The 25319-nt window shown below is 68.8% G+C and carries 23 protein-coding genes and 1 tRNA gene; 7 read left to right on the top strand and 17 right to left on the bottom strand.

The window, feature by feature from the left end:
* Positions 1-19 precede the first annotated feature (19 nt).
* The 4 genes from EPAKOI_RS16340 (at position 20) to EPAKOI_RS16325 (ending at position 1855) form a co-directional block, all read left to right on the top strand.
* Positions 20-736, top strand: coding sequence for a response regulator (locus EPAKOI_RS16340; RefSeq protein WP_124682853.1), 717 nt, complete (start codon positions 20-22; stop codon positions 734-736).
* Between the two features lie 58 nt (positions 737-794).
* Positions 795-870, top strand: a tRNA-Phe gene (locus EPAKOI_RS16335).
* 330 nt (positions 871-1200) lie between these two features.
* Positions 1201-1458: a type II toxin-antitoxin system RelE family toxin gene (locus EPAKOI_RS16330; protein ID WP_423192629.1), complete on the top strand. Its 258-nt coding sequence runs from the start codon at positions 1201-1203 to the stop codon at positions 1456-1458.
* A 58-nt stretch (positions 1459-1516) separates the two neighbouring features.
* Positions 1517-1855 carry a helix-turn-helix domain-containing protein gene (locus EPAKOI_RS16325; RefSeq protein WP_423192628.1) on the top strand — a complete coding sequence of 113 codons (339 nt, stop codon included), beginning with the start codon at positions 1517-1519 and terminating at the stop codon, positions 1853-1855.
* 44 nt (positions 1856-1899) lie between these two features.
* On the opposite strand, the gene EPAKOI_RS16320 is transcribed toward EPAKOI_RS16325, so the two are convergent.
* From EPAKOI_RS16320 to EPAKOI_RS16290, 7 genes are all read right to left on the bottom strand, one after another.
* Positions 1900-3123, bottom strand: coding sequence for a hypothetical protein (locus EPAKOI_RS16320; RefSeq protein ID WP_423192627.1), 1224 nt, complete (start codon positions 3121-3123; stop codon positions 1900-1902).
* 123 nt (positions 3124-3246) lie between these two features.
* The gene (locus tag EPAKOI_RS16315; protein ID WP_313837318.1) at positions 3247-4728 is read right to left on the bottom strand and encodes a dihydrolipoyl dehydrogenase family protein; all 1482 of its coding nucleotides are present in this window, start codon (positions 4726-4728) and stop codon (positions 3247-3249) included.
* A gap of 92 nt (positions 4729-4820) precedes the next feature.
* Positions 4821-5714, bottom strand: coding sequence for a patatin-like phospholipase family protein (locus EPAKOI_RS16310; RefSeq protein ID WP_313837316.1), 894 nt, complete (start codon positions 5712-5714; stop codon positions 4821-4823).
* Positions 5715-5722: 8 nt separating this feature from the next.
* The gene (locus tag EPAKOI_RS16305; protein WP_423192626.1) at positions 5723-6139 is read right to left on the bottom strand and encodes a PaaI family thioesterase; all 417 of its coding nucleotides are present in this window, start codon (positions 6137-6139) and stop codon (positions 5723-5725) included.
* Positions 6140-6259: 120 nt separating this feature from the next.
* Positions 6260-7774: a tripartite tricarboxylate transporter permease gene (locus EPAKOI_RS16300; RefSeq protein WP_124682860.1), complete on the bottom strand. Its 1515-nt coding sequence runs from the start codon at positions 7772-7774 to the stop codon at positions 6260-6262.
* A gap of 28 nt (positions 7775-7802) precedes the next feature.
* A complete protein-coding gene (locus EPAKOI_RS16295; RefSeq protein ID WP_423192625.1) occupies positions 7803-8276 on the bottom strand; it encodes a tripartite tricarboxylate transporter TctB family protein in 474 nt (157 codons plus the stop codon).
* Positions 8277-8411: 135 nt separating this feature from the next.
* A complete protein-coding gene (locus tag EPAKOI_RS16290; RefSeq protein WP_124682862.1) occupies positions 8412-9380 on the bottom strand; it encodes a Bug family tripartite tricarboxylate transporter substrate binding protein in 969 nt (322 codons plus the stop codon).
* Positions 9381-9764: 384 nt separating this feature from the next.
* Between EPAKOI_RS16290 and EPAKOI_RS16285 the strand changes: the two genes are divergently transcribed.
* A complete protein-coding gene (locus tag EPAKOI_RS16285) occupies positions 9765-10259 on the top strand; it encodes a hypothetical protein (protein ID WP_423192624.1) in 495 nt (164 codons plus the stop codon).
* A gap of 30 nt (positions 10260-10289) precedes the next feature.
* Here EPAKOI_RS16285 and EPAKOI_RS16280 read toward each other — a convergent pair whose 3' ends face one another.
* From EPAKOI_RS16280 to EPAKOI_RS16260, 5 genes are all read right to left on the bottom strand, one after another.
* Complete coding sequence (locus tag EPAKOI_RS16280; protein ID WP_423192623.1) at positions 10290-12044, bottom strand: diguanylate cyclase; 1755 nt, start codon at positions 12042-12044, stop codon at positions 10290-10292.
* Between the two features lie 184 nt (positions 12045-12228).
* Complete coding sequence (locus EPAKOI_RS16275; RefSeq protein ID WP_423192622.1) at positions 12229-13419, bottom strand: MFS transporter; 1191 nt, start codon at positions 13417-13419, stop codon at positions 12229-12231.
* Between the two features lie 90 nt (positions 13420-13509).
* On the bottom strand, positions 13510-14688 hold the full coding sequence (dinB, locus tag EPAKOI_RS16270) for a DNA polymerase IV (protein WP_124682866.1): 1179 nt from the start codon (positions 14686-14688) through the stop codon (positions 13510-13512).
* 112 nt (positions 14689-14800) lie between these two features.
* On the bottom strand, positions 14801-15706 hold the full coding sequence (gene rarD / locus EPAKOI_RS16265; protein ID WP_423192621.1) for an EamA family transporter RarD: 906 nt from the start codon (positions 15704-15706) through the stop codon (positions 14801-14803).
* A 132-nt stretch (positions 15707-15838) separates the two neighbouring features.
* Entirely contained in the window at positions 15839-16978 is a 1140-nt protein-coding gene (locus EPAKOI_RS16260; RefSeq protein ID WP_124682868.1) for a TRAP transporter substrate-binding protein, read from the bottom strand.
* 373 nt (positions 16979-17351) lie between these two features.
* Between EPAKOI_RS16260 and EPAKOI_RS16255 the strand changes: the two genes are divergently transcribed.
* Positions 17352-19046: a carbohydrate porin gene (locus tag EPAKOI_RS16255; RefSeq protein WP_423192620.1), complete on the top strand. Its 1695-nt coding sequence runs from the start codon at positions 17352-17354 to the stop codon at positions 19044-19046.
* On the opposite strand, the gene EPAKOI_RS16250 is transcribed toward EPAKOI_RS16255, so the two are convergent.
* From EPAKOI_RS16250 to EPAKOI_RS16240, 3 genes are all read right to left on the bottom strand, one after another.
* Positions 19030-19812, bottom strand: coding sequence for an aquaporin (locus tag EPAKOI_RS16250; RefSeq protein WP_423192619.1), 783 nt, complete (start codon positions 19810-19812; stop codon positions 19030-19032). The genes EPAKOI_RS16255 and EPAKOI_RS16250 overlap by 17 nt on opposite strands.
* 107 nt (positions 19813-19919) lie before the next feature.
* Positions 19920-20813 carry a DUF2272 domain-containing protein gene (locus EPAKOI_RS16245; RefSeq protein ID WP_409559016.1) on the bottom strand — a complete coding sequence of 298 codons (894 nt, stop codon included), beginning with the start codon at positions 20811-20813 and terminating at the stop codon, positions 19920-19922.
* Positions 20814-21146: 333 nt separating this feature from the next.
* A complete protein-coding gene (locus EPAKOI_RS16240) occupies positions 21147-21425 on the bottom strand; it encodes an HU family DNA-binding protein (RefSeq protein ID WP_066737795.1) in 279 nt (92 codons plus the stop codon).
* An 893-nt stretch (positions 21426-22318) separates the two neighbouring features.
* On the opposite strand from EPAKOI_RS16240, the gene EPAKOI_RS16235 reads away from it, so the two are divergent.
* Positions 22319-22819, top strand: a complete 501-nt coding sequence (locus tag EPAKOI_RS16235; protein WP_124682872.1) for an SET domain-containing protein — start codon at positions 22319-22321, stop codon at positions 22817-22819.
* A gap of 7 nt (positions 22820-22826) precedes the next feature.
* Here EPAKOI_RS16235 and EPAKOI_RS16230 read toward each other — a convergent pair whose 3' ends face one another.
* Complete coding sequence (locus tag EPAKOI_RS16230; RefSeq protein ID WP_423193531.1) at positions 22827-24458, bottom strand: sensor histidine kinase; 1632 nt, start codon at positions 24456-24458, stop codon at positions 22827-22829.
* Between the two features lie 133 nt (positions 24459-24591).
* Complete coding sequence (locus EPAKOI_RS16225) at positions 24592-25296, bottom strand: response regulator transcription factor (protein WP_066737789.1); 705 nt, start codon at positions 25294-25296, stop codon at positions 24592-24594.
* Positions 25297-25319: the final 23 nt, after the last annotated feature.

The raw sequence follows: 25319 nt of genomic DNA, 5'->3' as shown, positions 1-25319 counted from the left end.
TGGGGTTAAGAGGGGAAGTATGGCAACGATCCTCGTAGTCGATGACGAAATGGGAATCCGGGAACTGCTCTCGGAGATCCTCAGTGACGAAGGACATGTGGTCGAGCTGGCGGAAAACGCCCAGAAGGCGCGCGAATTCCGCGCGCAGGCCACACCCGACCTGGTGCTGCTCGATATCTGGATGCCGGATACCGACGGCGTCACGCTGCTCAAGGAGTGGTCGGCGCAAGGCTATCTGACGATGCCGGTGATCATGATGTCCGGCCACGCCACGATCGATACCGCCGTGGAAGCGACCAAGATCGGCGCGCTGAACTTCCTGGAAAAGCCCATCGCGCTGCAGAAGCTGCTGTCGGCCGTGGAAGCCGGGCTGGCCCGCGGCGTCGAGCGCCCGCGCACCGCCCCCGTGGCCGCCGCCCCGATGACGCCGTCCGGCACGCCCGAAGCGCCCGGCACCGTCGCCGCGCCGGCCGAGACGCCCGCCGAGACCGCCACCAACGGCAACCCGTCGCGCGGCGTGCCCGAGGGCGAGATGCAGTTCTCGTTCGACATGCCGCTGCGCGAAGCACGCGACCTGTTCGAACGGGCCTACTTCGAATACCACCTGGTGCGCGAACACGGCAGCATGACGCGCGTGGCCGAGAAAACGGGCCTGGAGCGCACGCACCTCTACCGCAAGCTCAAGCAGCTTGGCGTGGAACTGGGCCGCAACAAGCCCGAGCCAACCGAGCAGTAAGCGCCGCTCAGAAAACGCTTGACGCGTCCGGTCCCGCCCGTTATAGTTTCGCTTCTTTGGCCCGGTAGCTCAGTCGGTAGAGCAGAGGATTGAAAATCCTTGTGTCGGCGGTTCGATTCCGTCCCAGGCCACCAGAATTCGCAAACGGACGCTTTGGCGTCCGTTTTTGTTTTGCTTCGCAGTTCCGTCGCGTGCTCTCGCACGAGAGCGACCATCCACGCCACATCTCCTGGCATTCAGCTAGACCCATCCCGCTGCACGAAGCCGAAGTCTTCGGCTCATCGCTCGCACGCCAAAAATCCTGCTGCCGTCAGCTCTGCTGACGAGTGTCAACGAACGGACCTGCCAGCCAGTAGTACGGTTCGAACGCTGCACGTCGGGTGTGCCTGGCGCAAGCGGCAAAACTAATATTCGTGCTGAAAAACTAATAAAAAACGTATAATAGGGTCTCCATGGAAAAGCCATTGGAAAACACGATCCTCTGGTCGGTGAAGGCTGCCAAGCAGTTACGCAAGCTGGACCCTCAGCATCAGAGGCCGATACGCGATGGAGTGGACGCATTGAGGGGCATGCCGGACTGCGCCAACGTCAAGCAGCTTAAAGGCGAGACGTCCGGCTACAGGCTGCGGATTGGAAACTATCGCGTGATATTCGATTTCGATGGGAAGGTGAGGATCGTGTCGATACAGGAAGTGAAACTTCGAAACGAACAGACCTACTGACAGACGGCCCGGAGCAAACCGGCCCCGCCGCACCCACGCATATCAACAGGGGCATCCCATGAACGCACCCAACAACTTCCAGATCATCCACGGCCCGGACGGCAAGCCGGAGTATGTGGTGGTCCCTTACGCCCAGTACATGGCTGAACGGCGCGCCGAGCGGCTGCGCGATCCCAACTACGTGCCGCACGAAGTGGTCAGCCGCGCTGTCGATGGCGCAACGCCGGTGAAGGCGTGGCGCGAACATCTGGGCTTCACACAGGCCCAGGTGGCAGCGAAGCTGGGCATCACGCAGGGCGCCTACGCCCAGCAGGAAAGCAGCGACAAGCTGCGCAAGTCGAGCCGCGAGAAGATCGCCGCCGCACTGGGCATCGCGCCCCAGCAGCTCGACTGGTGACAGATTCTCGCCCGGCTGGCGCTTGATCGAGCCAGCCCTGACGGCTACATCCTCACCAACCCCACCCCCACCATCTTCCCCGCCCGCCGCACGCCGATCTCCGCGGTTTTCGGGTCTTCCAGCCGTGCCTCGATCTGCGCGCTAGTCAGCGTTGCCGCGTCCGTCTTGTCGATCGTGACGATGACGTCGGCCTCGCGTGCGCCACTGCGGCCTAGTCGGCCTTCGGGGGTCAAGGCTTGCACGCGGATGCCGGCGTCGGTGCGGGTCAGGGCCGCGCCGAGCGTGGAGACGTGGCTGTCGCGCGCGTCGGGGGTCATGTCGAAGCAGAAGCGGTAGTGGCGGAAGTCGAGCTCGAAGCGGTCCATCCGGGCCAGGACGCCCAGGCCGATCTGGGGGCTGATGTCGCGGCGTTCCACGGACAGCTTCGGCAGCCGCTGGCGGCCGATCTGCATGCCGGCCAGCAGGCCCTCGCGTGCGAACGCAGGCTCGCCGGACAGGCCGTGGCCCCAGGTCCAGCCCAGGCCGTCGAATTCGCGGGCGTCGGCCATGCGGTCGAAATCGTCAGTCGGAATCGTCAGTTCGCCGTTCGAGCCGGTGTCGATGCCCAGGAAGCCGCCGCGGTCCGGCGGCAGGGCGTAGGGGATTACCGGCATGCGCTGCGACGTTTCCAGCGTCAGGAACGTGCACTGCTGCCAGTCGTGCGCGGGCGGGGTGTCGGCGTATGCGGTCAGGCGGCCTTCCACATGGTCGGCACGCCATGTCAACTGGCGCATGGCCTCGATGCCCAGGATGCCGTCGATGGGCCGGTTCGCGCGGGCGTTGAAGCCGTCGAGGTCGGACACCATCGCGAGCTGCCCGGCCGGGATGGACCAGTGCTGGATGCGCAGCGCCGGCGCCAGGCCCAGCGGCATCCATGTCGATCCGGTCGGCGTCTCCACTTCCAGTCCCGACGCATCGACGGGCCGCAGGATCGCTCCCTGCGCCAGCAGGCGGTCGCGGTCTGCCTGCGCGAGCGGCCGGGTGGCGACCGGGCCGTCGGCATCGAACAGCGCGAACGTGGTGCCGGTATCCAGCAGGATGCGCAGCGGGTGGCCGCTGGCGTCGGTGGCGTCGGCGATCCAGCGCTCGCCGCGTGCGATGGGCAGGGTCAACACGGCCGCGGAGGCCGCGCGCGGGGTGGGTGCGGGAGCGGCGGCGGGCTGGATGCCGCAGCCTTGCAGGACGGCGATGCCGAGCGGCAGCGCCGCGACGAGACGGAACGGTTTCATGGTCGAGGGGATACGCCAGGATGCTTTCTGGCGGCCACTCTAAGCACTCCCCGTCCCGTCGCCTAGCAATGCAACGGCGCTGTCACGCTTTGCGTAAATCGACGAATTCCGGCGTCCGAAGGCTCAGCCGAACAGTTCCTCGGCCACGCTCGGATGCAGCGGCATCGTCGTCTTCAGGTGCGACGCCTTGACGCCCAGCCGCAGCGCCAGCGCCATGGTCTGGACGATTTCCGGTGCCGCGCCGTCCATCAGATGCACGCCGAGCAGGCGGTCGTTGCGCGCGTTGAACACGAGCTTGAACACCGACGGCTGCGGCACGCCGCCGAAGCGGTTTTCCAGCGACACGAAGCGCCGGATCTCCGTGCGCACGCGGTCGGCCTTGCCGCCGGCTTCCTCGATGGCCTGCGCCTCGGTCAGCCCCACGGCGCCGATGGCCGGCTCGCAGAACACCGCCGTCGGCACGAAATCGAAGTCGACACGGTCGCCGCGCTTGCCGTACAGCCGGTCGGCAAGCCACCGGCCCTGCGCCACGGCCACCGGCGTCAGGTGCACGTTGTCGGCCATGCAGTCGCCGATGGCGTGGATGGCGCGCACGCTGCTGCGAAACTGGCGGTCGACGACGATGCCGCCCTTGCGGTCGAGCTTTACGCCCAGCGCTTCCAGCCCCAGCCCCGACACGTTCGGCTTGCGTCCGATGGCCGCCAGCGCCGCCTGCGCGCGCACCGTCTGCTGGCGGCCGGGGTTGTCGGCCTGCGTGTAGCACACCTCGAAGGCGCCGTTGGACTGCGACACCATCGACACCTCCGCGCGAAAGTGGACGCGGATACCCTTGGCGACCAGCGCCTCGGCCAGCGCGGCGGCGATGTCGTGGTCGAACTTCGGCAGCAGCCGGTCCTCGCGCACCAGCAGGTCCACCTTGACGCCATAGCGCGACAGAATCGACGCCATTTCCACCGCGATATACCCGCCGCCGATCACCACGATCGATGCCGGCACCGTCTGCCACGTGAACAGGTCGTCCGACGAGCTGACCAGTTCGCCGCCCGGCACGGGCAGGTCGATGGGGCTGGCGCCCGTGGCGATCAGCACCTTGCCGGCGCGCACCACCTCGTTGCCGACCAGCACGTCGCCCTGGTCGTTGAACGTGGCCGCGCCGTGCCAGATCTCGACGCCAGCCTCGTTGAGCCGCTGCTTGTACGAGGCATTGAGCCGCGCCACCTCGGCGTTCACGCGCACGATGGCGTCGCGCCAGTCTTCCTTGCCGCCGGTGTGCGACAGGCACGTGGACAGGATCGACGCCCACCCGGCGCCGTACGACAGCATCTTCTTCGGCACGCAGCCGCGGTTGACGCAGGTGCCGCCGATGGCGTCGCGTTCCACCAGGATCACGCGCGCGCCGAGCGATGCGGCACGCCGCGCGGCGGCCACGCCGCCCGAGCCGGCGCCGATGACCACGAGGTCTGCCTGGCGGGCCTTCGGTTTCGCGTCGCGCCGGCGCGGCACGCGCTCCACCACCGGTTCGGCGCTGGCCTCGCTGGCACGGCGGCGCGGCTTGGTGGCCGGTGCCGGGGTTGGGGTTTCGGTTGATGCCTGACGTCTTGCCATTCAATCCTCCTTGCCTGTCCGGCGTATCGCGCGAAAGGACGATACCGCCGCTTGCCAACCAATCGACCGGCGCCACCGGGGGCGCGTTCCCGCTATGTCGCCGGCAGCAGTTCCTTCTGGATGTCGGGCCACTCGCGCAGGAATGTCGCCGCGTCGCGCCGGCCCAGCTCGTAAGCGTGTGTCATGGCTTCGGGCCGCGTGTAGTCCCAGCTCGAAATCGGCACGCGCTGCGACGGCTGCAGGTACAGCCGCCGCTGGCCGCCGGTTTCGATGACGAAGCGGCGCGGGCGCGGATAGAGCCGCGTCACCAGCACCAGCACGTTGCCCGGCGTGGCGTCGAGCGCATCGACGGGTACGTTGTCCACCAGCCCGCCGTCCAGCACCGCGCGGCCGTTACGGCGCAGCACCGGCGTGAACGGCGGCGTCGATGCCGACTGCAGCAGCAGGTCCGCCAGCGCCTCGGGCGAGCGGCAATCCTGCGCCAGCACGAATTCGGGGTGGAATCCCAGCTTGCGGCCCAGCCGCGGATGCAGCGTCTTGAGCAGGTGCTTGTCGATGTTGTACGCCAGCAGCCCGGCCGCCACGGCCAGGCGCGGGCCGGTCCAGCGCGGGATATGCGCCACGCCGATGCGGATCTCGGGCGCCTGCTGCAGCCGCTGCAGCCGGTTGTCGCCGAACAGCGACAGCAGGGCATTGCGATAGATGCCGTAGTGCGGGAACACGCGCTCGCGCCGCAGCAGGTTGCCCCAGTACGCGTTACGCGCGTTGTTGGCCAGCACGTCGCGGTAGTAGGCCATGGTCTGGTGCGAATCGTGCGCATAGACCATGCAGGCCGTGGCGGCCCCGGCCGAGATGCCGGCGATCACGCGCGGCCGCAGGCCCAGTTCGGGCGCCACCGTGTCCCACCATCCGGCCTGCCACCAGCAGCGGTTGCCGCCGCCGGCAAAGACGATCTGGTCGAAGGGCTGGTGCGCGGACGTGGACATCGCGGGATTCAAAGCAGCGCGTAGGTGGTGGTGGCCTGCACGGCGAGCTTGCCGTCCTGGCCGGTCAGTTCGATCTCGCCGAACACGACCGTCTTGCCCAGGCGCAGCACGTTGGCCCGCACCTGCACGTCGCCGTCGATCACCGGACGCATGAAGTTGGTGGTCAGGCTGACCGTGGTCATCGGCCGGAACGCGCCGAGCGCGGCGGAGATGGCGACGATCATCGCCGTATCGGCCGCCGACATCAGCACCTGGCCGCACACCACGCCGCCGGCGTGGCGGAACGATTCCTGGAACGGCAGGCGCAGCGTCACGCCCTGCGCGTCCACGCCTTCGGCGCGCAGGCCAAGCTGGCGCACCCACGGGGCCAGCACGCGGTCGAGCGTGGCGTCGATGTCGGCAAGGGTGAAGGTGTTGGCAGGCACGTCCCGGTCTCCTCGGCGCGCGGATATGGTTTGCGCCAATGATACAGGGGCCGGACGCGCCCGCCCTCCGGGCGGCCATGCGGCCGGGGAGGGCGCCCGACGGGATCAGCCGGCGGCGGCCTACGCCGCGTTGTCGGCCGCGGCGCGCGCGGCCGTGCGGCCGGCGTGCCAGCGCAGCAGGCGCGGGATCACGACCACGCCGACGGTCATCGCCAGGATCGTGGCCGAGATCGGCTGCTTGACGAACAGGCTCCAGTCGCCCTGGCCAATCGACAGCGCGTTGCGAAGCTGCTTCTCGGCAATCGGCCCCAGGATCAGGCCGACGATAACCGGCGCGGTGGGAAAGTCAAAGCGGCGCATCGCCATGCCCAGCAGGCCGATCACGAACAGCAGCAGCAGGTCGAACCACGACTGGCGGATGCCGTACGCGCCCAGCCCCGCGAAGATCAGGATGCCGCCGTACAGCAGCGGCGTCGGCACGCGCAGCATGCGCACCCACAGGCCGATGGCCGGCAGGTTCAGCACCAGCAGCATCACGTTGCCGATGTACAGCGACGCCAGCAGGCCCCAGACCAGGTCGCCCGAGGTCTGGAACAGCATCGGCCCCGGCTGCAGGTTGTAGTTCTGGAACGCCGCCAGCAGGATGGCCGTGGTGTTCGACGTGGGGATGCCCAGCGTCAGCAGCGGCGCCAGCGTGGCGGTCACCGCCGCGTTGTTGGCCGCCTCCGGCCCGGCCACGCCCTCGATGGCGCCGACCTTGCCGAATTCGTCCTTGTGGTCGGACAGCTTCTTCTCGGCCGCATAGGACAGGAAGGTCGGGATCTCCGCGCCGCCGGCCGGGATCAACCCGAACGGAAAGCCGATGAACGTGCCGCGGATCCACGCCGGGATCGACCGCTTCCAGTCGGACTTGTTCATGTGCACCGAACTGAGCCGGTTGAACGTGCCGTCCGGCTGCGGGAAGAACGCGTTGAACAGCGCCTCGCCCACCGCGAACAGGCCCACGGCCACCACCACGATGTCCACCCCGTCGTACAGCTCCTGGATGTTCATCGAGTAGCGCGTCTGGCCCGACAGCGAGTCCATGCCGATCAGCCCGATGCCCAGGCCCAGGAACAGGCTGGTCATGCCGCGCAGCAGCGACGAGCCCAGCACGGCCGATACCGTCGTGAACGCCAGCAGCATGATCATGAAGTACTCGCCCGGCCCGAACTGCAGCGCCACGTCGGCCGCCACCGGCGCGAACATCGACAGCAGCACCGTGGCGATCGTGCCGGCCACGAACGACCCGATGGCGGCCGTGGCCAGCGCCGGGCCGGCGCGGCCGTTCTTGGCCATCAGGTTGCCTTCCATCGCCGTGACCATGGTCGACGACTCGCCCGGCGTGTTCATCAGGATCGACGTGGTCGAGCCGCCGTACATGGCGCCGTAGTAGATGCCGGCGAACATGATCAGCGCGGCGGTGGGTTCCACCTTGGCCGTGAGCGGCAGCAGCATGGCCACGGTCAGCGCCGGGCCGATGCCGGGCAGCACGCCGATGGCGGTGCCCAGGAAGCAGCCGACCAGCGCCCACATCAGGTTGATCGGCGTGATGGCCACGGCAAAGCCGTGCATGAGCTGGTTCAGGGTATCCATGTCAGGGTCCTCCCGTAGTTGCGGCGGCTCAGAAGCCGGCCACCGGCAGCAGCGGCAGGTTGATGCCGAGCAGGAAATCGAACAGCGCCCACATCGGCACCGTCAGCAGCAGGCCGATCAGCGCGTCGCGCACGATGCGGCGGCTGCCGTAGCCGCGCGCCACGCAGACCATCATCAGCGTCGACGAGAACACGAAGCCCAGCGTGCCGATCAGCGCCATGTTGGCCACCAGGCCGGCCGCCACCCACAGCAGCCCCTTGAAGTTGTGCGGGGCCGACGGCAGCTCGGCGTCTTCCTCGGGCATGTTGCGGAAGCCGCCGCGCACGCCCTGCCACAGCAGCAGCGCGCCGCACACGGCCAGGCCGATGGCCACCAGCGTGGGCACGAAGCGCGGCGACAGGCCGGCGTAGCCCTCGTCGCCCGAGATGCCCGGGATGCCGGCGAAGAAGAACACGGACAGCGCCAGGACGGCGACGCCGATGCAGACGTGGGATGGTTTCATGGTGGGACTCTTCAGGGCGCCCGTCGCCCGCGCGGGCCAGGCGGCGGCCGCGGGGCAGGGCGACAGGGTGATTCGGGCTTGGGGGGCGGCCGGCCGGCGCGGGCCGGCGGCCGGTCCCCCAGCCGGGCGCGATCGTTACTTGGCCACGCCCAGTTCGCGCAGCGTGGCGCCCAGGCGCGCGGACTCGGCGTCCACGAACTTGCCGAACTCGTCGCCGGTCAGCAGGAACGGCGTCCAGTCGTTCTTCTGCAGCGCGTCCTTCCAGACCTTGTTCTCGGTGCCCTTGACCACCGCGTCGATCAGGGCCTTGCGCTGGTCGGCGCTGATGCCGGGCGCGCCGTAGACGCCGCGCCAGTTGTAGATTTCCACGTTGACGCCCTGTTCCTTGAGCGTCGGGATGTCGGCGGTGCGGTCCTTCGACGTCACGGCCAGCGCGCGCATCTTGCCGGTCTTGATGAACGGCAGGAATTCGGACACGCCGGCGATGCCCACGGTCACGTGGCCGCCCAGGATCGACGCCGACGCCTCGCCGCCGCCCTGGAACGGCACGTAGTTGATCTTCTTCGGGTCCACGCCCACGTCCTTGGCGATCAGGCCGGCCAGGATGTGGTCGATCGAACCCTTCGAGCCGCCGCCCCAGCTCACGCTGCCCGGGTTGGCCTTGAGCTGCGTGGTCAGGTCCTTCATCGACTTGATGGGCGAGCTGGCCGGCACCGTGATGACCATCGTGTCGGCAAACAGGCGTGCGATGGGCGTGGCGTTCTTGAGCGTCACCGGCGGGCGGTTGGTCTCGATGGCACCCACCATCACCGCGCCGGTCACGATCAGCGCGTTGGGGTTGCCCTTGTCGGTGTTGACGAACTGGGTCAGGCCGATGGTGCCGCCCGCGCCGCCCTTGTTGTCGTAGGACGCCGTCTTGGCCGTGCCGGCCGCCACCATGGCCGCGCCGATGGAGCGGCCGGTCTGGTCATAGCCGCCGCCGGGGTTGGCGCCGATCATCACCTTGAGGTTGTCCACCGCGTAGGCCGGGGCGGCCGCCACGGCGGCGGCCAGCGCGGCCGATGCGGCGAGGGCGTGGGTCAAGCGGGCAAGCGTGCGGGGCATCGCGGTCTCCTGTCTGTTCTTGGAATGTTCGGTGGTTGCCGTGCGGACACAACGGCGGCCATGGCCCGGATTCTAGAAGCGCGAAACTGTCAAAACCCTGTCAAAACGGCCGTCCGGCGATCGGGGTTTACGTGGGGTAGCCGGCCGCCCTGTCGTTTTTTGGCATCGTCGCAGCGACCAAATCAGATCTGCACATCTTTGACTTGGCGCACGTCTGACATCTCACTACGATTGGTTTCAGTTGCCTGCCGCACCGACTTGCCGACCGGACAGTGCAACGCCATGACAAGGACCGGCGCACCACGAGGCGCTGGCCGTTTCGGGACCTGCCGGGAGACCGGCTTTCGGGTGCAGTCAAGAAAAAGACGTTTCAGGGGTCATTCAATGGATACCACCATCAAGCCCGCCGACGGCTGGCCGCCGGAGCTCGACGCCAACGCCGACCGCGGCCTGTGGAAGAGCACCATGGCCGCCGCCAGCCAGGCGCTGGAAGCCGCCAAGGGCATGCAGGCGGCCGTCGGGCAGACGCTCAAGCTGCAGCACAAGATCATGGCGCTGCGCGACGAGCTGCACCGCGCCGAAGCCGAGCGCGATCTCTACCGCGACCTGCACGCGCGTACCGTCGACGAACTCAACCACACGCTGGACCTGAGCCCCACCGAATGGCAGCGCCTGCGCGCCGACAACGAGACGCTGCAGATCCGCCACCGTGCCTACAAGCTGCTGGTGCAGCATTACGCGCGCAGCGGCACGCCGATCGACCCCGCCACGTTTGCCGAGCAGCGCAGCCGCGTGCAGCAACACATCCTGTTCCAGCGGCGCAAGGGCATCCCGGTGTCGGTCATCACGGCCGACGACATCGCGTTCCTGTTGCGTTGACCCCAGCCGAAGGAGTGGCCATGAACTGCCTCATCCCTGGACAGGCGGCACCGGTGCATTGCCGGCCGGCGCATCAGCCGCGCACACCCGGTTGCGGCCCGCTTGCTTGGCGGCATATAGACGGCGGTCGGCCGTCGCCAGCATGGCATCGAGTGTCGGGCACGCGTCGGTCCCGGCTTCTGCGACGCCTATCGACACAGTAAAGCGGATGCGGCCGTCACCGTCCGCCTGCGGCGGCGCGTCGGCGGCCGGTGCGACCACCGTGGCCTCCACCACGCGGCGCAGGCGCTCGGCCGTCTCGGTGGCCTGCGCCAGCGTGGTATCGGGCAGCAGCACCGCGAATTCCTCGCCGCCCAGCCGCGCGGGCAGGTCCGGCTCGCGCAGGTTCGCGCGCAGCGCGCCGGCCAGCGCCACCAGCACCAGGTCGCCGCTGGCATGGCCCCAGCGGTCGTTCACGCGCTTGAAGAAGTCGATGTCCAGCATCAGCATGGCCAGCGGCGAGCCGTCGCGCCGCCGCCGCGCCGCGGCCTTGCCGTACTGCTCGCTGTAGTGCCGGCGGTTGGCAAGCTGGGTGAGCGGATCGGTCTCGGCCAGCCGCTGCATCTTCTCGCCGGCGGCCAGGTAGTGGTTGAACAGCAGCGTCACCACGCGCAGCGTCACGAACATCAGCAGCGGCAGCGCCAGCCAGATCGCCAGCAGCGGCACGCTGATCCGCTGCATGACGGCGCGCGCGAGGTCGGCGTCGCTCAACGTTTCCAGCAGCATCCAGTTGCCCTGGTCGCCCACGGGCTGGTAGAGCAGGTACGCGTCGTCCGCGTGCCGCCGGCCGGCGCCCTTGTCGAACAGGTCCTGCGGCGGCACGCGGCGCCAGGCGGGGTCCACGTCTTCGGGCCAGCGCATGTCGACGCGCATGCTGTGCTGGCTGGCCGCGATGATCGCGCCGCGCCGGTCCATCAGCAGGCGCGACACCTGCGCCTCTTCGGGCGTGCCGATCAGCGCGCGCAGGCGCGGCAGCTTGACATCCACCGCCACCACGCCGCGAAAGCGGCCGGACACATAGACCGGGATGCTCAGCGTGGTGCGCAGCTCGGTGCTTTCGAACTGGGTGTACAGGCGCGTCCAGCGCAGGTCCTGCGAGGCATCGTGCGCGGGCAGCAGCTCGCGGTAGTAGGCGATGTTGCTGAAACGCTGGAACAGCGCCGGCGCCTTGTCGGGGCCGCGCGGCGGGTAGGTGACGTAGAGCCCGTTGCTGGAGATGAAGGTGACCGTGCCGTCGCGGTCCTCGGTGCTGTGCAGGCTCAGGCCCAGCACGTGGCTGAGCTGGCGGGCCGCGTAGAGGTCGGCGCGCAGGTCCGCGTCGCGGCGCTCGAAGCCTTCCAGCGGTTCCAGCAGCGCCGGCGCGACGCCCACCACCGGCGCGTCGCCCAGCGGCACATCCATCTGCCAGACCGGCGTGTTGCGCGCGGCAAAGGCGCGCTCCACGGCGGGGTCGGGTTCGGCCAGTCCGGCCTCGTGGATCGAGATCAGTTGCTGCGCGTAGTCGCGCACGAACGTCAGCTTGGACCGCTCGGCCGCGAACACGGCCTCCACGCCCAGCGCGCGCAGCGTCAGCTCGTGCTGGCGCAGCGACAGCACGCGTTCGCGCAACTGGTACAGGTCGCGCGCGCCGACGATCAACATCATCAGCATCGCCAGCCCGAAGCCCACCACCACCACGCGCTGCGGATGCATCAGCGCCGCACGCGGCAGCCAGCGCGGCCGCGGCAGCATTTTGCGCCACGTCATCGAACGTCTCCCCGGCAAGGCCCGCCGCCGGTGGCGGGCTATGGCACGACGACTGCTGCTCGGAACTTCAGCGGCCAAGTGTAGTGCAGCCGATGCGCGCGTGCCATCGCCGGCACCTGCCGGCGATCAAGCCGGCGTCACGGCGCGGCGTGGCGGTGCAGGGAGACGTAGTAAGCCGACGACTTCAGCGCGGCTCGGTGCGGAAGTAGACCAGCGCCAGCGCGGGCAGGGCAAAGCCGATCCAGCTTGCCAGCGGCCAGCCGGCGCGCGCGTAGGCCCAGGCGCCGACCGACGACCCGATGGCGCCGCCGACGAAGAAGATCGCCATGTACAGGCCGTTGAGCCGGCTGCGGTGCTCGGCCGACAGCGAGAAAATCGCGCGCTGGCCGATCACGAGGTTGGTCGACACGGCAAAGTCCAGCAAGACCGCTGCCACGGTCAGAGACAGCAGCGACAGCATCGACCCCTCGGCGCCCACGCGGCTGAGCAGGAACGATCCGGCGCCCAGCGCCAGCGCCAGCGCGGTCATCTGGCGGCCGTGGCCGCGGTCCGCATAGCGGCCGGCCATCGGCGCGGCAATCGCCCCGGCCACGCCTACCAGCGCGAAGATCGCGATGCCGGTCTGCGACAGGTGGAAGGCCGGCCCGGCCAGGTACAGCGGCGTGGTGGTCCAGAACAGGCTGAACACGCCGAACATGCTGGCCTGGTACGCGGCCCGGCGGCGCAGCACAGGCTGGGTACGCAGCAGGTGGGCCATCGAGCCGAGCGTCTGCAGGTAGTTCGGGCCCGGCGCGGGCTGCCGCCGGGGCAGCTTGCGCGCCAGCACGACGCCGAGCAGCACCATCGCCACGGCCGACGCCGCAAAGATCGCGTGCCAGCCGAGCACGTCGGACACCAGGCTCGACACCGGGCGCGCCAGCATGATGCCCATCAGCAGGCCGCTGGTGACATTGCCGACGGCGCGCCCGCGCGCGTGCTCGGGCGCCAGGTGGGCGGCAAACGGCACCAGCACCTGCACGGCCACCGAGCACAGCCCGATCATGCAGCCGGCGATCAGGAACACGCCCGCGTGCGTGGCCAGCGCGGCGGCCACCAGCGCCACGGCGCAGCCGGCCACCAGCACCAGCACGAGGCGGCGGTTCTCGACGATGTCGCCCAGTGGCACCAGCAGCAGCAGCCCAGCGCAATAGCCGATCTGGATCAGCGTGACGATCAGCCCGGCGATTTCCGGCGACAGATGCAGCGCCTGCGCGATGGGCCCGACCAGCGGCTGGGCGTAGTAGAGGTTGGCGACGATCATCCCGCAGGCCACGGCCAGCAAGGGGGTGATCCAGGCGGCGGGGGCGGCGGGGCGCGCGGCGGTGGTGGAGGTCATGGGGGCGGCTCGGGATGATGCCCCGGCATCGGGCCGGGAGCGCCGCCGATTCTACCGGGAGATAGATAGATGTGCTGGCGGCGGGGTTTCTTACTCGTCCAGCTCGTCCTCGTCGTCGAAGCGGAACGCCTCCTGCACCGGCGCGGGGTTGTCGCCCTGCTCGGCGGCCGGCATCAGCGCGCTGACGCGCACGCCCAGCAGCCGGATACGCCGCTCCAGCGGGATGCGCTTCAGGCATTCGGTGGCGCCGCGCCGGATCTCGCCGCCATCGGCCGTGTGCGCGGTCATCGTCAGGTCGCGCGTGACGGTGCGGAAATCGTCGAAGCGCAGCTTGATGCCCACCGTCCGGCCCACGTAGCCCTTGCGGCGCAGGTCGTCGGCCACGCGCATGCACAGCTTGGTGAACTGCTCGGACAGCACGGGGCGGTCGCCGCGCGGATGCAGGTCGCGCTCGAACGTGGTCTCGCGGCTCATCGACTTCGGCTCGGAACTGACCACCACCGGCCGCTCGTCGCGCCCGTGGGCCACCTCGACCAGCCAGCTTGCGTAGTTGCGGCCGAAATGGGCCTGCAGCAGCCCCAGGTCGGCTTCGGCCAGGTGCCCGACCGTCTCGATGCCGATGGCCTGGAGCTTTTCGGCCGCCTTGGGGCCGATGCCATTGACCTTGCGCGCCGGCAACGGCCAGATCCGCAGCGGGATATCGGCCGGCGTCAGGATCGTCAGGCCGTTGGGCTTGTCGAGTTCCGAGCCGATCTTGGCCAGCAGCTTGTTGGGCGCCACGCAGATCGAGCAGGTCAGGCCGGTGGCGTCGTGGACGGCCGCCTTGATGCGCGCCGCCACATCGCGCGCGTCGCCGTCGACATCAGTCAGATCGATATAGATCTCGTCGATGCCGCGATCTTCTATTTGTCCGGTGAATGTTCGGACCGCCGCCTTGAACAGGCCCGAGTACCGGCGGTAGGCGTCGAAGTCGGTCGGCAGCAGGATGGCGTCGGGCGCCAGCTTGGCGGCCTTCATCATGCCCATGGCCGAGAACACGCCCAGCGCCCGGGCCTCGTAGGTCGACGTGGTCACCACGCCCCGGCCCACGTAGTTGCGCAGCCGCGCGTAGCGGCGCGAGCCGTCGGGCAGGGTCTCGGGAATGGCGTTGCGGCCGCCGCCGATCACCACCGCCTGGCCGCGCAGGTCCGGATAGCGCAGCAGTTCCACCGACGCATAGAACGCGTCCATGTCGAGATGGGCGATGCGCCGGGGCACGGTGGAAGACATTGGGGGGCGCGGCTATACTGTATAAACGTACAGTATAGTGCGGCGGCCTGGTTTCAGGAATAGGGCGCGGCGCGGGTAGACCATTCCCATCATCAATGATCTACGACTATTTTCATGCCGCTTCATTTTTCACATCGATGACCCGCTTGGGGCCGAGGCGGCTGACCAGCACGCCTTCCGTTGCGTAGATCGCCAGCGAAATCCAGATCAGCGCGTACCCGATCTGCTTCTGCGCCGGAAACGGCTCGTGGTAGAGCCAGATGCCGAGCCCGAGCTGGATGGTGGGCCCGGCGTACTGGAGCAGGCCGAGCAGCGACAGCGGAATGCGCCGCGCGCCGGCCGCGAACAGCAGTAGCGGCACCGCGGTGACCGGCCCCGCCAGCAGCAGCAGGACTTGCGTACCCGTGGCTGCGGCGCGCGTGGTGTCCTGCCCGGTCAGGAACAGGAACGCCAGCGCCGAGGCCGCCACCGGGAACAGGATCAGCGTTTCCAGCGACAGCCCTTCCAGCGCCCCGAGCGCGCCGGTCTTGCGCAGCAGCCCGTAGCCGCCGAACGACGCCGCCAGCCCCAGCGCGATCCACGGCAGATGGCCGGCCGTCCACGTCAGCCAGAACACACCGGCCGCCGCGATGGCGATCGACAGCCACTGCACCGGGCGCAGCCGCTCGTGCAGCAGCAGCACGCCCAGCAGCACGCTGAACAGCGGATTGATGAAGTAGCCCAGGCTGGCGTCGACCACGCGGTCCGCGGACACGGCCCAGATGTACAGGAACCAGTTGGCACACAGCAGCCCGGCGCTGGCCGCGAAGTTCAGGATCAGGCGCGGCCGGGCCGCCACCTCGCGCAGCCAGCCGAAATGGCGGCGCCAGAGCACGATCGCGCCCAGGAACACCAGCGACCAGACCATCCGGTGCAGCAGGATTTCCAGCGGCGCCACGCCGTGCAGGGACTTGATGTAGAGGGGCAGCAGGCCCCAGATGATGTACGCCAGCAGGGCGTAGAAAATGCCGAGTTGCATGAGGAGGATTCCCGGGTAGTGTCCCGTTGTGGGGCGGATTCTACCGGGGTGTGGCGCCGGGCGCCGGGCAGGGTCCTTGCCATGAAAAAACCCGGCCGGAGCCGGGTCTTTCGGATGGCGGGCAGCCAGCGCTTACAGCTTGCGGGCGAAGCTGAACTGCGAGAACGCCTGCTCGGCCACGTTGAACCATGCGGCCTCGTTGTTGCGGAAGACGCGCCAGTCGTCGTAGATCTTCTTGAACGACGCGTTCTTGCCGCTTTCCTCGGCGTAGGCGTCCTGGGTGGCCTTGAAGCACGCCTCCATGATCTCCTTCGAGAACGGGCGCAGCTTCACGCCGTTTTCCAGCAGCCGGGCCAGCGCCTGCGGGTTCACGGTGTCGTACTTGGCCATCATGTTCGTGTGGGCCTCGATCGTGGCCGTTTCCAGCGCGCGCTTGTACAGCGCCGGCAGCTTGTCGAATTCCGGCTGCGACGCGTAGAACGACAGCTGCGCGCTGCCTTCCCACCAGCCCGGGTAGTAGTAGTACGGCGCCACCTTGTAGAAGCCGAGCTTCTCGTCGTCGTACGGACCCACCCACTCGGCCGCGTCGATCGTGCCTTTTTCCAGCGCCGGGTAGATGTCGCCGCCGGCAATCTGCTGCGGCACCACGCCCAGGCGCGACAGCACCACGCCGGCAAACCCGGCCACGCGGTACTTCAGGCCCTGCAGGTCGGCCACGGTCTTGATTTCCTTGCGGAACCAGCCGCCCATCTGGGCGCAGGTGTTGCCGCCCATGAAGTTGACGACGTTGTATTCCTTGAAGAACTCGCGCATCAGCTTCATGCCGTTGCCCTGCAGCATCCAGGCGTTCTGCTGGCGCGCGGTCAGGCCGAACGGGATGGTGGTGTCAAAGCACAGCGTGGGGTTCTTGCCGAAGTAGTAGTAGCCGGCCGTGTGGCCGATCTGCACGGTCTGGTTCTGCACGGCGTCCAGCACCTGCAGGCCCGGCACGATTTCGCCGGCCGCGAACACCTTGATGTTGAACTTGCCGTCGGTCAGTTCCTTCACGCGCTGGCTCAGGGTCTCGGCGCCGCCGTAGATCGTGTCGAGCGACTTCGGAAAGCTCGACGCCAGGCGCCATTCCACGGCGGGGTTGCTGCCGACGACGGCGGGCGCGGCCGGGGCACTGGCCGATGCGGCCGGCGCCGCGGGCTTGTCTTCCTTGCCACAGGCAGCCAGCGCACCCGTAGCGGCGACGGCCGAGGCCTTCAACAGGAAGGAACGACGTTCCATGGACATCTCCTCTTATATATATATATGCGGAACTGCCTGGGCGCCAATGTGTTGCCCAACCGACAGGTCGGACGATTATAGCGGTGGCCTTTTGGGCACGGCTTTCCTTCGGGATGGGGGTTTTCGCTAGGAATTCGGCACGGACACAACGGTTTGCGCCCCGGGCCGCGCGATGCCCGCAAACGGTGCGCCGGTAGTTTCGCAATGTGGGATTTCCAACGCTTTTCCAACGCTTTGTGACGACCTGGCGGGATTTTGTAACCCGGCTTGCGGTCAAAAAATTCGCCTGTTAAAACCGGAGCCCTCGTCCGGCTTTCGATCGCACCGCCAGATCCTCCGTCCGATCGCGCCGACGCCGTTGACCGTTGTTTCGATGCTGGAATCCGTACTGCTTCCCGACCGCCTGCTGCCCCGCCGCCGCCTTGCGTCCGCCATCCTGGCCGCGTGGGGCGTGGCCGCGTGCGCGCAGACCGGCGGCCCGGCCACCACGGCCCTGACGCGGCCGCCGCTGATCTCGGCGGCGCCCGTGGTCAGCCCGGTGGCATCCGCCGTGGCGACGGCCGCCGTACCCACCGCTGCGCCGGCCGACCCGCTGGCCGACGTGATCCAGGCTGCGAGCGCAATCGATGCAGTCGATGCCGCCCCGGCCACGGTGGCCCAGGCAGCGCCGGAGACTGCGGCCGACGCCAATCCGGATTTCGTCGGCCCGCCCGACGCGCTGGCCCCGCCGCCGCCCCCTCCACCGCCGCTGGTGCTGTTCCCGAACCGGCTCGGCGAATTCCCGGCCCAGCCGGAGCCCGTCGTGGCGCGCCGGACCGAAGGCGCGGACGCCACCGCGGCGGCATCCGATGCCTCCGGTGCGTCCGATACGCCACCCGCCACGCCTTCCGACGCCCCACCGGTGCTGCGGTCCCAGTTGCCCGCCGACGATCCGGCCGGCGACTCGGTCTGGCGCCTCGGCTACAGCGGCCGGGCCGCCGTGGAAGACCGGTCGGGCACCCAGCGCGCCTGCCCCGGCGGCGGCACGCCGTCGGCCAGCTTCGGCCAGGGTCTGGCGTGCACGAGTTCGGGCGAGGTCAAGATCCGCGAATCGGTGGCCGACATCGGCGGCGGCGCCCAGGTGCAGCTCGTGGCGCAGGCCAAGGGCACCAATGCGACGTCGGTCAACGGCAACGCGGCCGCGGTCGACCCGTACGCGCTGGTGCCGAATTTCTACACGTCGGTCAGCGGGCTGTCCGGCCTGTCGGTGCTCGACGGCGCCAGCGTCTGGGCCGGCCGCCGCGACAGCAGCCCGTTCCTGATGTCGTCGGGCCTGCTGCCGCCCAATTCCTCGTCGATGCGATTCGGCATCGACAACGCCAGGCTCGGCGATTTCGGGCTCAGCTACCAGTACACCGCCCGCAACGACCTGAACGGCGCCAAGCTGCCGAGCTACCACTCAGTGCTGACCGCCCCGATCGGCACCAACGATGACGGTTCGGTGCGGCTCGGTTTCACGCGCGTGGAGCCGCTGTCGCAGATCGAGGACACCGGCAGTGCGTGGTGGGCATCGGCCATGCACGAGCAGAAGGGCGTGCTCTACGGCACCAACCGGCTCGGCTTCCAGTACGGGCAGGGGTCGCGTACGGCCATGACGGGCTATTCGGGCATGGGCAACGAGCTGTCGCGCGTGCGGGTGTCGGAATCGATGGAATGGAAGGGCCGCTCGGGGCTGGCCGGATCGGTGGAATCGAGTCTGCAGCTCGACCGCTCGGGGATGGGCACGCTGCAATGGGCCGCCACGCGGGTACGGCCGGCCTTTGTCGCCAACGACCAGTTCAAGCTGACCTTCGAGGTGGCGCACGACCAGATCTCGTCGGGGTTTGGCGTCGGCGGGCAGCGCACCGCCTTTACCGTGGCGCCCACGCTGACGCTGGGCAAGTCCACCGGCAACGCCAACCTGCGCGCGTTCTACACCTACAGCCGCGCCAACGACGTGGACGGCATCACGTTCGCCGCCCCCGCCGACGCCTGGGCCTCGCAGGCCACCGGGTCGATCTTCGGCGTGCAGCTCAATCGGCGCTGGTAACCCCGGCACGGCGGCGCCACGCCCGCGCGGGCGCTGCCGGACGCTGCTTTTCCCGCGTCGCCGCCGGCCGGCACAGCCAGTGGAACAGCAGCGTGGCATTCATCGCACCAAATATCTGGGCGCCGATGAATGCCGGAACATCCATCATACGAATACCTGTAAAGGAATCGGTCAGCGCGCAGGCCAGCGTCAGGGCCGGATTGGCAAATGACGTGGACGATGTGAACCAGTAGCCGGCGGTGATATAGCCGGCCACCACGCCGGGCACAAGGCCGGGCCGGAAGCGCCCGGTGGCCATGGCCAGCCCGACCAGCCCGAACGACGCCAGGTATTCGCTCCACCACATCGGCATACCGGTCCGCGGCTGCGTGGACAACGCCAGCGGGGGCAGGCCGAACATCAGATGGGCGGCAATCACGCCCGCTACCGCGCCCGCCAGTTGCACGCACATGTAGCCGGCCGCCTCGCGCGCCGGCAGGCGGCCCTGCACCAGTTGCGACAGGCTCACGACCGGATTGAAGTGCCCGCCGGACACCGGCCCCAGCGACACCAGCAGCGCCACCAGTCCCGCGCCGGTGGCCAGCGCGTTGCAGAGCAGGGCCAGCGCCGTATCGCCGGCGGCCAGCCGCTCGGCCCGGATGCCGGACCCGACCACGATGGCGACCAGCAGGGCCGTACCCAGCGCTTCGGCCACGAGCCGGCGCGGCAGGTTCGGTACATCGGGAAGGGGGTCGGGAGAAGCGGGCAGGGCGACAGCGGTGGACATGCGGGAAATCGTCGAAAAGCGATCGCGCAGTGTTCCGTGGCGGGCACCCCCCCGTCAATGCAGCGGGACGATGTTGAGAAGCGACCGCCGGTACCGAATCGGCCCGGCTATTGCAGGTCGTTGCGCAGGATCAGCAGCCACGGCATGTGCGAATTCGTGAAGCCGTCGAGCTGGCCCGCGTCGTTGAGGTCAATCACGTCCATCGACACCGACTGCTGCACATTGCCGCCAATTGCCTTGACCACGTTGGCGGCCCGGTCGACCTCGACGACGATGTCGCAATGCATCGGCGTGGTGCCGAAGCCGATCTCGGACGGATCCGACAGGTATTTGTCGCGCCCGCGGCCGGCGCAGATCATGTCGCCGGGACGCGGCAGCCCCGGCACCGGTTCGACGTGGAACGCCGGGCGCGGCAGGATGCCGTCGCGCGCGTCCACCACGTACATCGAATGGGACTGGCCGGTCAGGAACTGGTCGTTGTCGAGCCCCGCCTTGCGCATGACCCACGAGATGAACACGGCCGACCAGGCCCACGCGCCCTGCGTGACCTGCCGGCAGTCGGGCGCCTCGCCGACGATGCCCCAGTAGCGCTGGGCCATACGGCAGCCCTGGGGCGTGGCTTCCATGCCGGTGCCGTCGGGAAAGCGCAGGCATTCCGCGTCGCCATCGTTTTCCATGTCGACGTCGGCCGACGGCTGCGCGCCCGCGCCAATGCCCAGGCCATTGGCCGCCACGGCGGGCGCCGGGGCCGGCAGCGGGCTGTGCGTGACGCAGGCCGAATCGTCGCGGCCGATATGGACCACCTGGCTGCCCCATTTGCGCCACTCCTGCAGCGCGATATCGACGATCCGCTCGCGCGGCGTGGCGCCGGCGGGCGTGACCACGCGCTCGGGGTCGGGCAGGGCCGGGGCCTGCGGCCGCGCGGTACGCGGCGGCGCCGTGGTGCAACCGCACAGCACGGCCAGGGCAACCGCGGCCGTCAGCGTCTGCCAGCGACGCATCGGCGCCTGTGGAGAATGCTGTGGAAGCTTGTGTGGAAAGCGCTGTGAATAAGGCTGTGGAAATCTGCGCGCGAGCAATCGGTGCAACATGTCAGGCCCGTGAATCCTGATCTGGCGCAAGGCCTTGAGTAGCCAAGCGTGAACGACATTCTCGCGCGGTGGTCGGGATCGTGCAGCGTGGCGTTGCCGGCTGTGCGATTCCGCGCGCGGAGCTGGGCGGGAAATCGTGTGGATAACGTCCCCGCGCGCTGCGCACCTGCGCCGCTTCAGGGCCCGGGCGGCGGCACGGCGGGGTCATGCGAGGCGGGCGCGTAGGCGTGCCCGTCGTCGCCATTACTGGTTCACAGCGTCCTTGAACTTCTGGCCTGCCTTGAACTTCACGGTCTTCGCAGCTTCCACCTTGATTTCTTCGCCGGTGCGCGGGTTGCGGGCCATGCGCTCGCCACGTTCGCCCTTGCTGAAGGTACCAAAGCCGATCAGGCTCAGGGTCTCGCCCTTGGCCACGGCATCCATGATGGCGTTCAGGGTCACGTTCAGGGCCTGTTCGGCCTTGGCCTTGGTCAGACCGTCCACACCGGCTGCGATCGCGTCGATCAGTTCGGTTTTCGTCATGCTTCACTCCGTCTCGAGTTGAAAAAACACTGACGTCCTGCCCGGGCGCTCCCGCTGGAAGCCGCCCCGGCAAAGACGCCGCGGGCCACATCATACCGTGTCGGACACGCCTCACCGGGAACAGTTTGTTACGGGTACGCGCCGCGAACCCGCTTCAGCGCTGGCTTGGCGGGCATCGGCACGGTCTGCGAGGGGGTGGCGCCAGCCATTCGGCCGGGTCCGTCGGCAGGGTGGGGGAGATGCCCCGGCATCACCGGGACGCCCGTATACGCCCGTAGCGGGCCCCTGGCGCGTTCGAGGGCTTGCGACAGCCCGGAGGGTGTCCAGCGACGTATACGCCCTTGGAGGGCCCGCAGAAGGCGCGTATACCGCTGAGCAGGGTGCCGGGCGGGTATACCGCCGACGACCGGGCAATCACGTTCCGGCCTGCCCAAATTTTCATCGCGATCGATTTGCGCCAGATCCACCGGCGGACCTGGCAGGTTGGCGTATACCGGGCCGACTGCCTTCCTCCTCCGTATGGTTTACATCTTTCTTTTATGTATACGAATAGTAGTAACAGGTAAGCCACGCCCGTTTCTGTGGATAACCGCGTATACGTCAACGCAATCAAGCGTTTACGTATACCAAAACCCCGGGGACGGATTGTTGGCGGCGCGGGATGACTCATCCTTCCGGACGGGTTGAGGCACGTATACCGGCCGACTTGTTCGTATACGTTCCCCACGCCAGCCCCAGGCAACCCACACCAAACCCGCGCGCTTATCCACAAAAATCGCCCCGGTTATCCACATCGGTATACGTGCCCGATGCGTATACCTGCCACGGCCGCGCGGGTATCATCCGGTTCGCGCCGGACTGGGCCGGCGCGCATCAACCGCACACGGGAACCTATGTCGGACAAGGCCACGGACGCCAAGAAGGGGAAGAAGACCGCCAGCGATCGCATCGAGGTGCGCCAGTCGGGCGTGCACGGCAAGGGCGTCTACGCGATCGGCGCGATTGCCGAAGGCGAGCGCGTGATCGAATACAAGGGCGAGCACATTTCCTGGAAAGAAGCGCTCAAGCGCCATCCGCACGATCCGGCCGACCCGAACCACACGTTCTATTTCAGCCTGGACGACGGCAACGTGATCGACGCCAAGTACGGCGGCAACCGCGCGCGCTGGATCAACCATGCGTGCGACCCGAACTGCGAGGCGCGCGAGAAGAAGGGCCGCGTCTTCATCCACGCGCTGCGCGACATCGCGCCGGGCGAGGAGCTTTTCTATGACTACGGCCTGGTCATTGATGCGCGCTATACCAAGAAGCTGAAGAAGGAATACGAGTGCCGCTGCGGCAGCCCCAAGTGCCGGGGCACGATGCTGGCGCCCAAGGACAAGCAGGGCAAGTAGGCGCGGCCTAGCCGGCGGCGACGCCCGGCGCCTCGCACGGGATCCGGATCACGAAGCGCATGGAGGGCCGCCGGGCCAGCGCCTCGGGCGCCGAGGGCTCGTCGGTGCCGCCGGCCATGGCCAGCGGCGCGGTCGTCGACGAGCTGGCGGAAGCGGTGGCCGCCGGCACGTCCTCGATCCGGATCGTGCCCTGGTGCAGCGTCACGATCTCGTGCACGATGGCCAGCCCCAGGCCGGCGCCGCCCGGCGCGGCCTGCAGCGTCGGGGCGCCGGGCGTGTGATCGCCCCGGAAGAAGCGCTTCAACACTTCCTCGCGGCGCGCGGGCGGAATGCCCGGCCCGTTGTCCTCGATCATCACGACGGCCATGCCGCGGTGGCCCATCGTCTCGCCGCCGGCGCGCACGGTGATGCGTCCGCCGGCCGGCACGTACTTCACCGCGTTGTCGATCAGGTTCGACAGCGCCTCGCGCATCAGCAGCCGGTTGCCGCGCACCATGGCCGGCGCGCCGCCCGTGAAGGTCGGGCCCGGCAACACCTCGAACCCCAGGTCCACGCGCCGCGCCAGCGCCTGCGGCACCCATTCCGCGCCGGTCTCGAACGCCAGCTCGGCCAGGTCGAAGTGCTCGACCGGCCCGAGCCGTTCCAGCGACAGCCCCGGCTCCGCGCGCGCCAGCGACAGCAACTGGTTCGACAGCCGCACGGCGCGGTCGGCCGCGGTCTGTACCTCGCGCAGCGCGTGGCGGGCCACGTCGAGCGAATCGGCCTCGACCGCGCGGTCGGCATGGAGCTTGACGGCCGTGAGCGGCGTGCGAAGCTGGTGCGCCGCGTCGGCGATGAACTTGCGCTGCGCGTCCAGCGCGTCGCGCAGCCGCGACAGCAGCGCATTGAGCGCCCGGATCAGCGGCTCCACCTCGGCCGGCACCTGGGTTTCGTCCAGCGCCGCCAGCGACCGCGCGGTCTGGCGGTTCAGCTTGTCGGTCAGGATCTGCAGCGGCACCAGCTCTTCCTTGAGCACGTGCGACAGGATCAGGCTGCCCACCAGCAGCAGCAGGATCAGCGGCACCGAGACCGACAGCAGGATCTCGTTGGCCGCCGTCTCGCGCCGGTCCAGCAGCTCGGCCACCTCGACCACGATCGGCCCGCGCGGCACCTGCACCTCGGCCCCCGTCGTCCCCAGTTCATCGGCGGCCGCGCTTGGCAGGCTCACCGGCAGCCGCACCGCGCGCACCTGGCGGCCGCTGAACCACGCGTAGAACAGCCGCGCGTCGTGCAGCGACGTCTGGCCCGTGCCGTAGCCCAGCCACGTGTCCATGCCACCGATCAGCCCGTCCGGGCCGTGGATGCGCCAGTAGATGCGGTCCGATCCCTCCGCTTCCACCAGGGTCTGGGCGATGACGGGGATGTCCTGCTCAAGCCGGGGGCCGGCAATGCGGATCTGCTGGGCGATGTTGTTGGCCACGCCATAGAGCGCGCGGTCGAACACCTGCGTCGTGTAGTGCGCCGCCAGCCAGTACGACAGCGAGCCGCTGGTCAGCACCAGCGCGAACAGCGGCGTGGCCAGCGCGCGCAGCAGGTGGATGCGCAGGCTCGGGTTCGACGTCCCGCGCTGGGTGGCGGCGCGCTGGCGCCCGCGGCCCAGGCCGCCGCGCAGGCGCCGGCCCGGGGCGCTCGCGTCGCCAGGCGGGGCGGAAGAGGATTGCGAACGCGGCCACATGGCGATTCAGGGCGTCATCGAAAGGCGGCCCGGCAGGCGCCGGCCGCGGGGTGCCGGCTCAGTGGCCGGCCCGGATCTGCAACAGGTAGCCAAAGCCGCGCACGGTGACGATCTCGACGTCGGCGTCCTCCAACTTCTTGCGCACGCGGTGCACGTAGACCTCGATGGCGGTATCGCCGACCGTGTCGCCGCCTTCGCCGGCCGGATGGGCAAACGTGGCCAGGTGGTCCTGCAGCTGTGCCTTGCTGACCACGCGGCCCTGGCGCTGCAGCAGCAGCTCCAGCACGGCGAATTCGCGCGGCGACAGCTCCAGCGGCCGGCCATCGACGAACATGCGGCGGTCGTTGCCGGACAGGCGCAGCCGGCCCAGCCGCACGTCGCGCTCGGGCGCGGCCTCGCCATGCTGGCTGCGGCGCAGCAGCACGCGCACGCGCGCTTCCAGCTCGGGCAGTGCAAAGGGCTTGACCAGGTAGTCGTCGGCGCCGGCGTTCAGGCCCGACAGCTTGTCTTCGAGTTCGTCGCGCGCGGTGAGGATCAGGACGGGCGTGGTGCGGTTGCGGGCGCGGTAGCGGGCCAGCAGCGTCATGCCGTCGATGCCGGGCAGGCCCAGGTCCAGGATGACCAGGTCGTGCTGCTCCTTGAGCAGGTGGTCGGTGGCATAGACCCCGTCATGCACCACGCGCACCTGGTGGCCGGCGCGGGACAGCCCGGCCTCCACGCCGCTGGCGATTTGACGGTCGTCCTCGATCAGCAGGATACGCATGGTGATACCGGTGACATGGAAAC

Source organism: Cupriavidus sp. H18C2, assembly GCF_049393795.1.
GTDB lineage: Bacteria > Pseudomonadota > Gammaproteobacteria > Burkholderiales > Burkholderiaceae > Cupriavidus > Cupriavidus pauculus_C.
The sequence above is the reverse complement of the archived record's forward strand: the minus strand, read 5'-3'. Positions and strand labels throughout refer to the sequence as shown.

Excerpts from the sequence above, each read along its gene's own strand:
- EPAKOI_RS16320 (WP_423192627.1), bottom strand. The coding sequence starts at position 3,123 with ATGAAACCGTTCCGTCTCGTCGCGGCGCTGCCGCTCGGCATCGCCGTC.
- EPAKOI_RS16275 (WP_423192622.1), bottom strand. The coding sequence starts at position 13,419 with ATGACCTCCACCACCGCCGCGCGCCCCGCCGCCCCCGCCGCCTGGATC.
- EPAKOI_RS16290 (WP_124682862.1), bottom strand. The coding sequence starts at position 9,380 with ATGCCCCGCACGCTTGCCCGCTTGACCCACGCCCTCGCCGCATCGGCC.
- EPAKOI_RS16245 (WP_409559016.1), bottom strand. The coding sequence starts at position 20,813 with ATGCGTCGCTGGCAGACGCTGACGGCCGCGGTTGCCCTGGCCGTGCTG.
- EPAKOI_RS16310 (WP_313837316.1), bottom strand. The coding sequence starts at position 5,714 with ATGTCCACGTCCGCGCACCAGCCCTTCGACCAGATCGTCTTTGCCGGC.
- dinB (WP_124682866.1), bottom strand. The coding sequence starts at position 14,688 with ATGTCTTCCACCGTGCCCCGGCGCATCGCCCATCTCGACATGGACGCG.
- EPAKOI_RS16225 (WP_066737789.1), bottom strand. The coding sequence starts at position 25,296 with ATGCGTATCCTGCTGATCGAGGACGACCGTCAAATCGCCAGCGGCGTG.
- EPAKOI_RS16340 (WP_124682853.1), top strand. The coding sequence starts at position 20 with ATGGCAACGATCCTCGTAGTCGATGACGAAATGGGAATCCGGGAACTG.
- EPAKOI_RS16280 (WP_423192623.1), bottom strand. The coding sequence starts at position 12,044 with ATGACGTGGCGCAAAATGCTGCCGCGGCCGCGCTGGCTGCCGCGTGCG.
- EPAKOI_RS16255 (WP_423192620.1), top strand. The coding sequence starts at position 17,352 with ATGCTGGAATCCGTACTGCTTCCCGACCGCCTGCTGCCCCGCCGCCGC.
- EPAKOI_RS16325 (WP_423192628.1), top strand. The coding sequence starts at position 1,517 with ATGAACGCACCCAACAACTTCCAGATCATCCACGGCCCGGACGGCAAG.
- EPAKOI_RS16235 (WP_124682872.1), top strand. The coding sequence starts at position 22,319 with ATGTCGGACAAGGCCACGGACGCCAAGAAGGGGAAGAAGACCGCCAGC.
- EPAKOI_RS16315 (WP_313837318.1), bottom strand. The coding sequence starts at position 4,728 with ATGGCAAGACGTCAGGCATCAACCGAAACCCCAACCCCGGCACCGGCC.
- EPAKOI_RS16250 (WP_423192619.1), bottom strand. The coding sequence starts at position 19,812 with ATGTCCACCGCTGTCGCCCTGCCCGCTTCTCCCGACCCCCTTCCCGAT.
- EPAKOI_RS16295 (WP_423192625.1), bottom strand. The coding sequence starts at position 8,276 with ATGAAACCATCCCACGTCTGCATCGGCGTCGCCGTCCTGGCGCTGTCC.
- EPAKOI_RS16260 (WP_124682868.1), bottom strand. The coding sequence starts at position 16,978 with ATGGAACGTCGTTCCTTCCTGTTGAAGGCCTCGGCCGTCGCCGCTACG.
- EPAKOI_RS16285 (WP_423192624.1), top strand. The coding sequence starts at position 9,765 with ATGGATACCACCATCAAGCCCGCCGACGGCTGGCCGCCGGAGCTCGAC.
- rarD (WP_423192621.1), bottom strand. The coding sequence starts at position 15,706 with ATGCAACTCGGCATTTTCTACGCCCTGCTGGCGTACATCATCTGGGGC.
- EPAKOI_RS16300 (WP_124682860.1), bottom strand. The coding sequence starts at position 7,774 with ATGGATACCCTGAACCAGCTCATGCACGGCTTTGCCGTGGCCATCACG.
- EPAKOI_RS16240 (WP_066737795.1), bottom strand. The coding sequence starts at position 21,425 with ATGACGAAAACCGAACTGATCGACGCGATCGCAGCCGGTGTGGACGGT.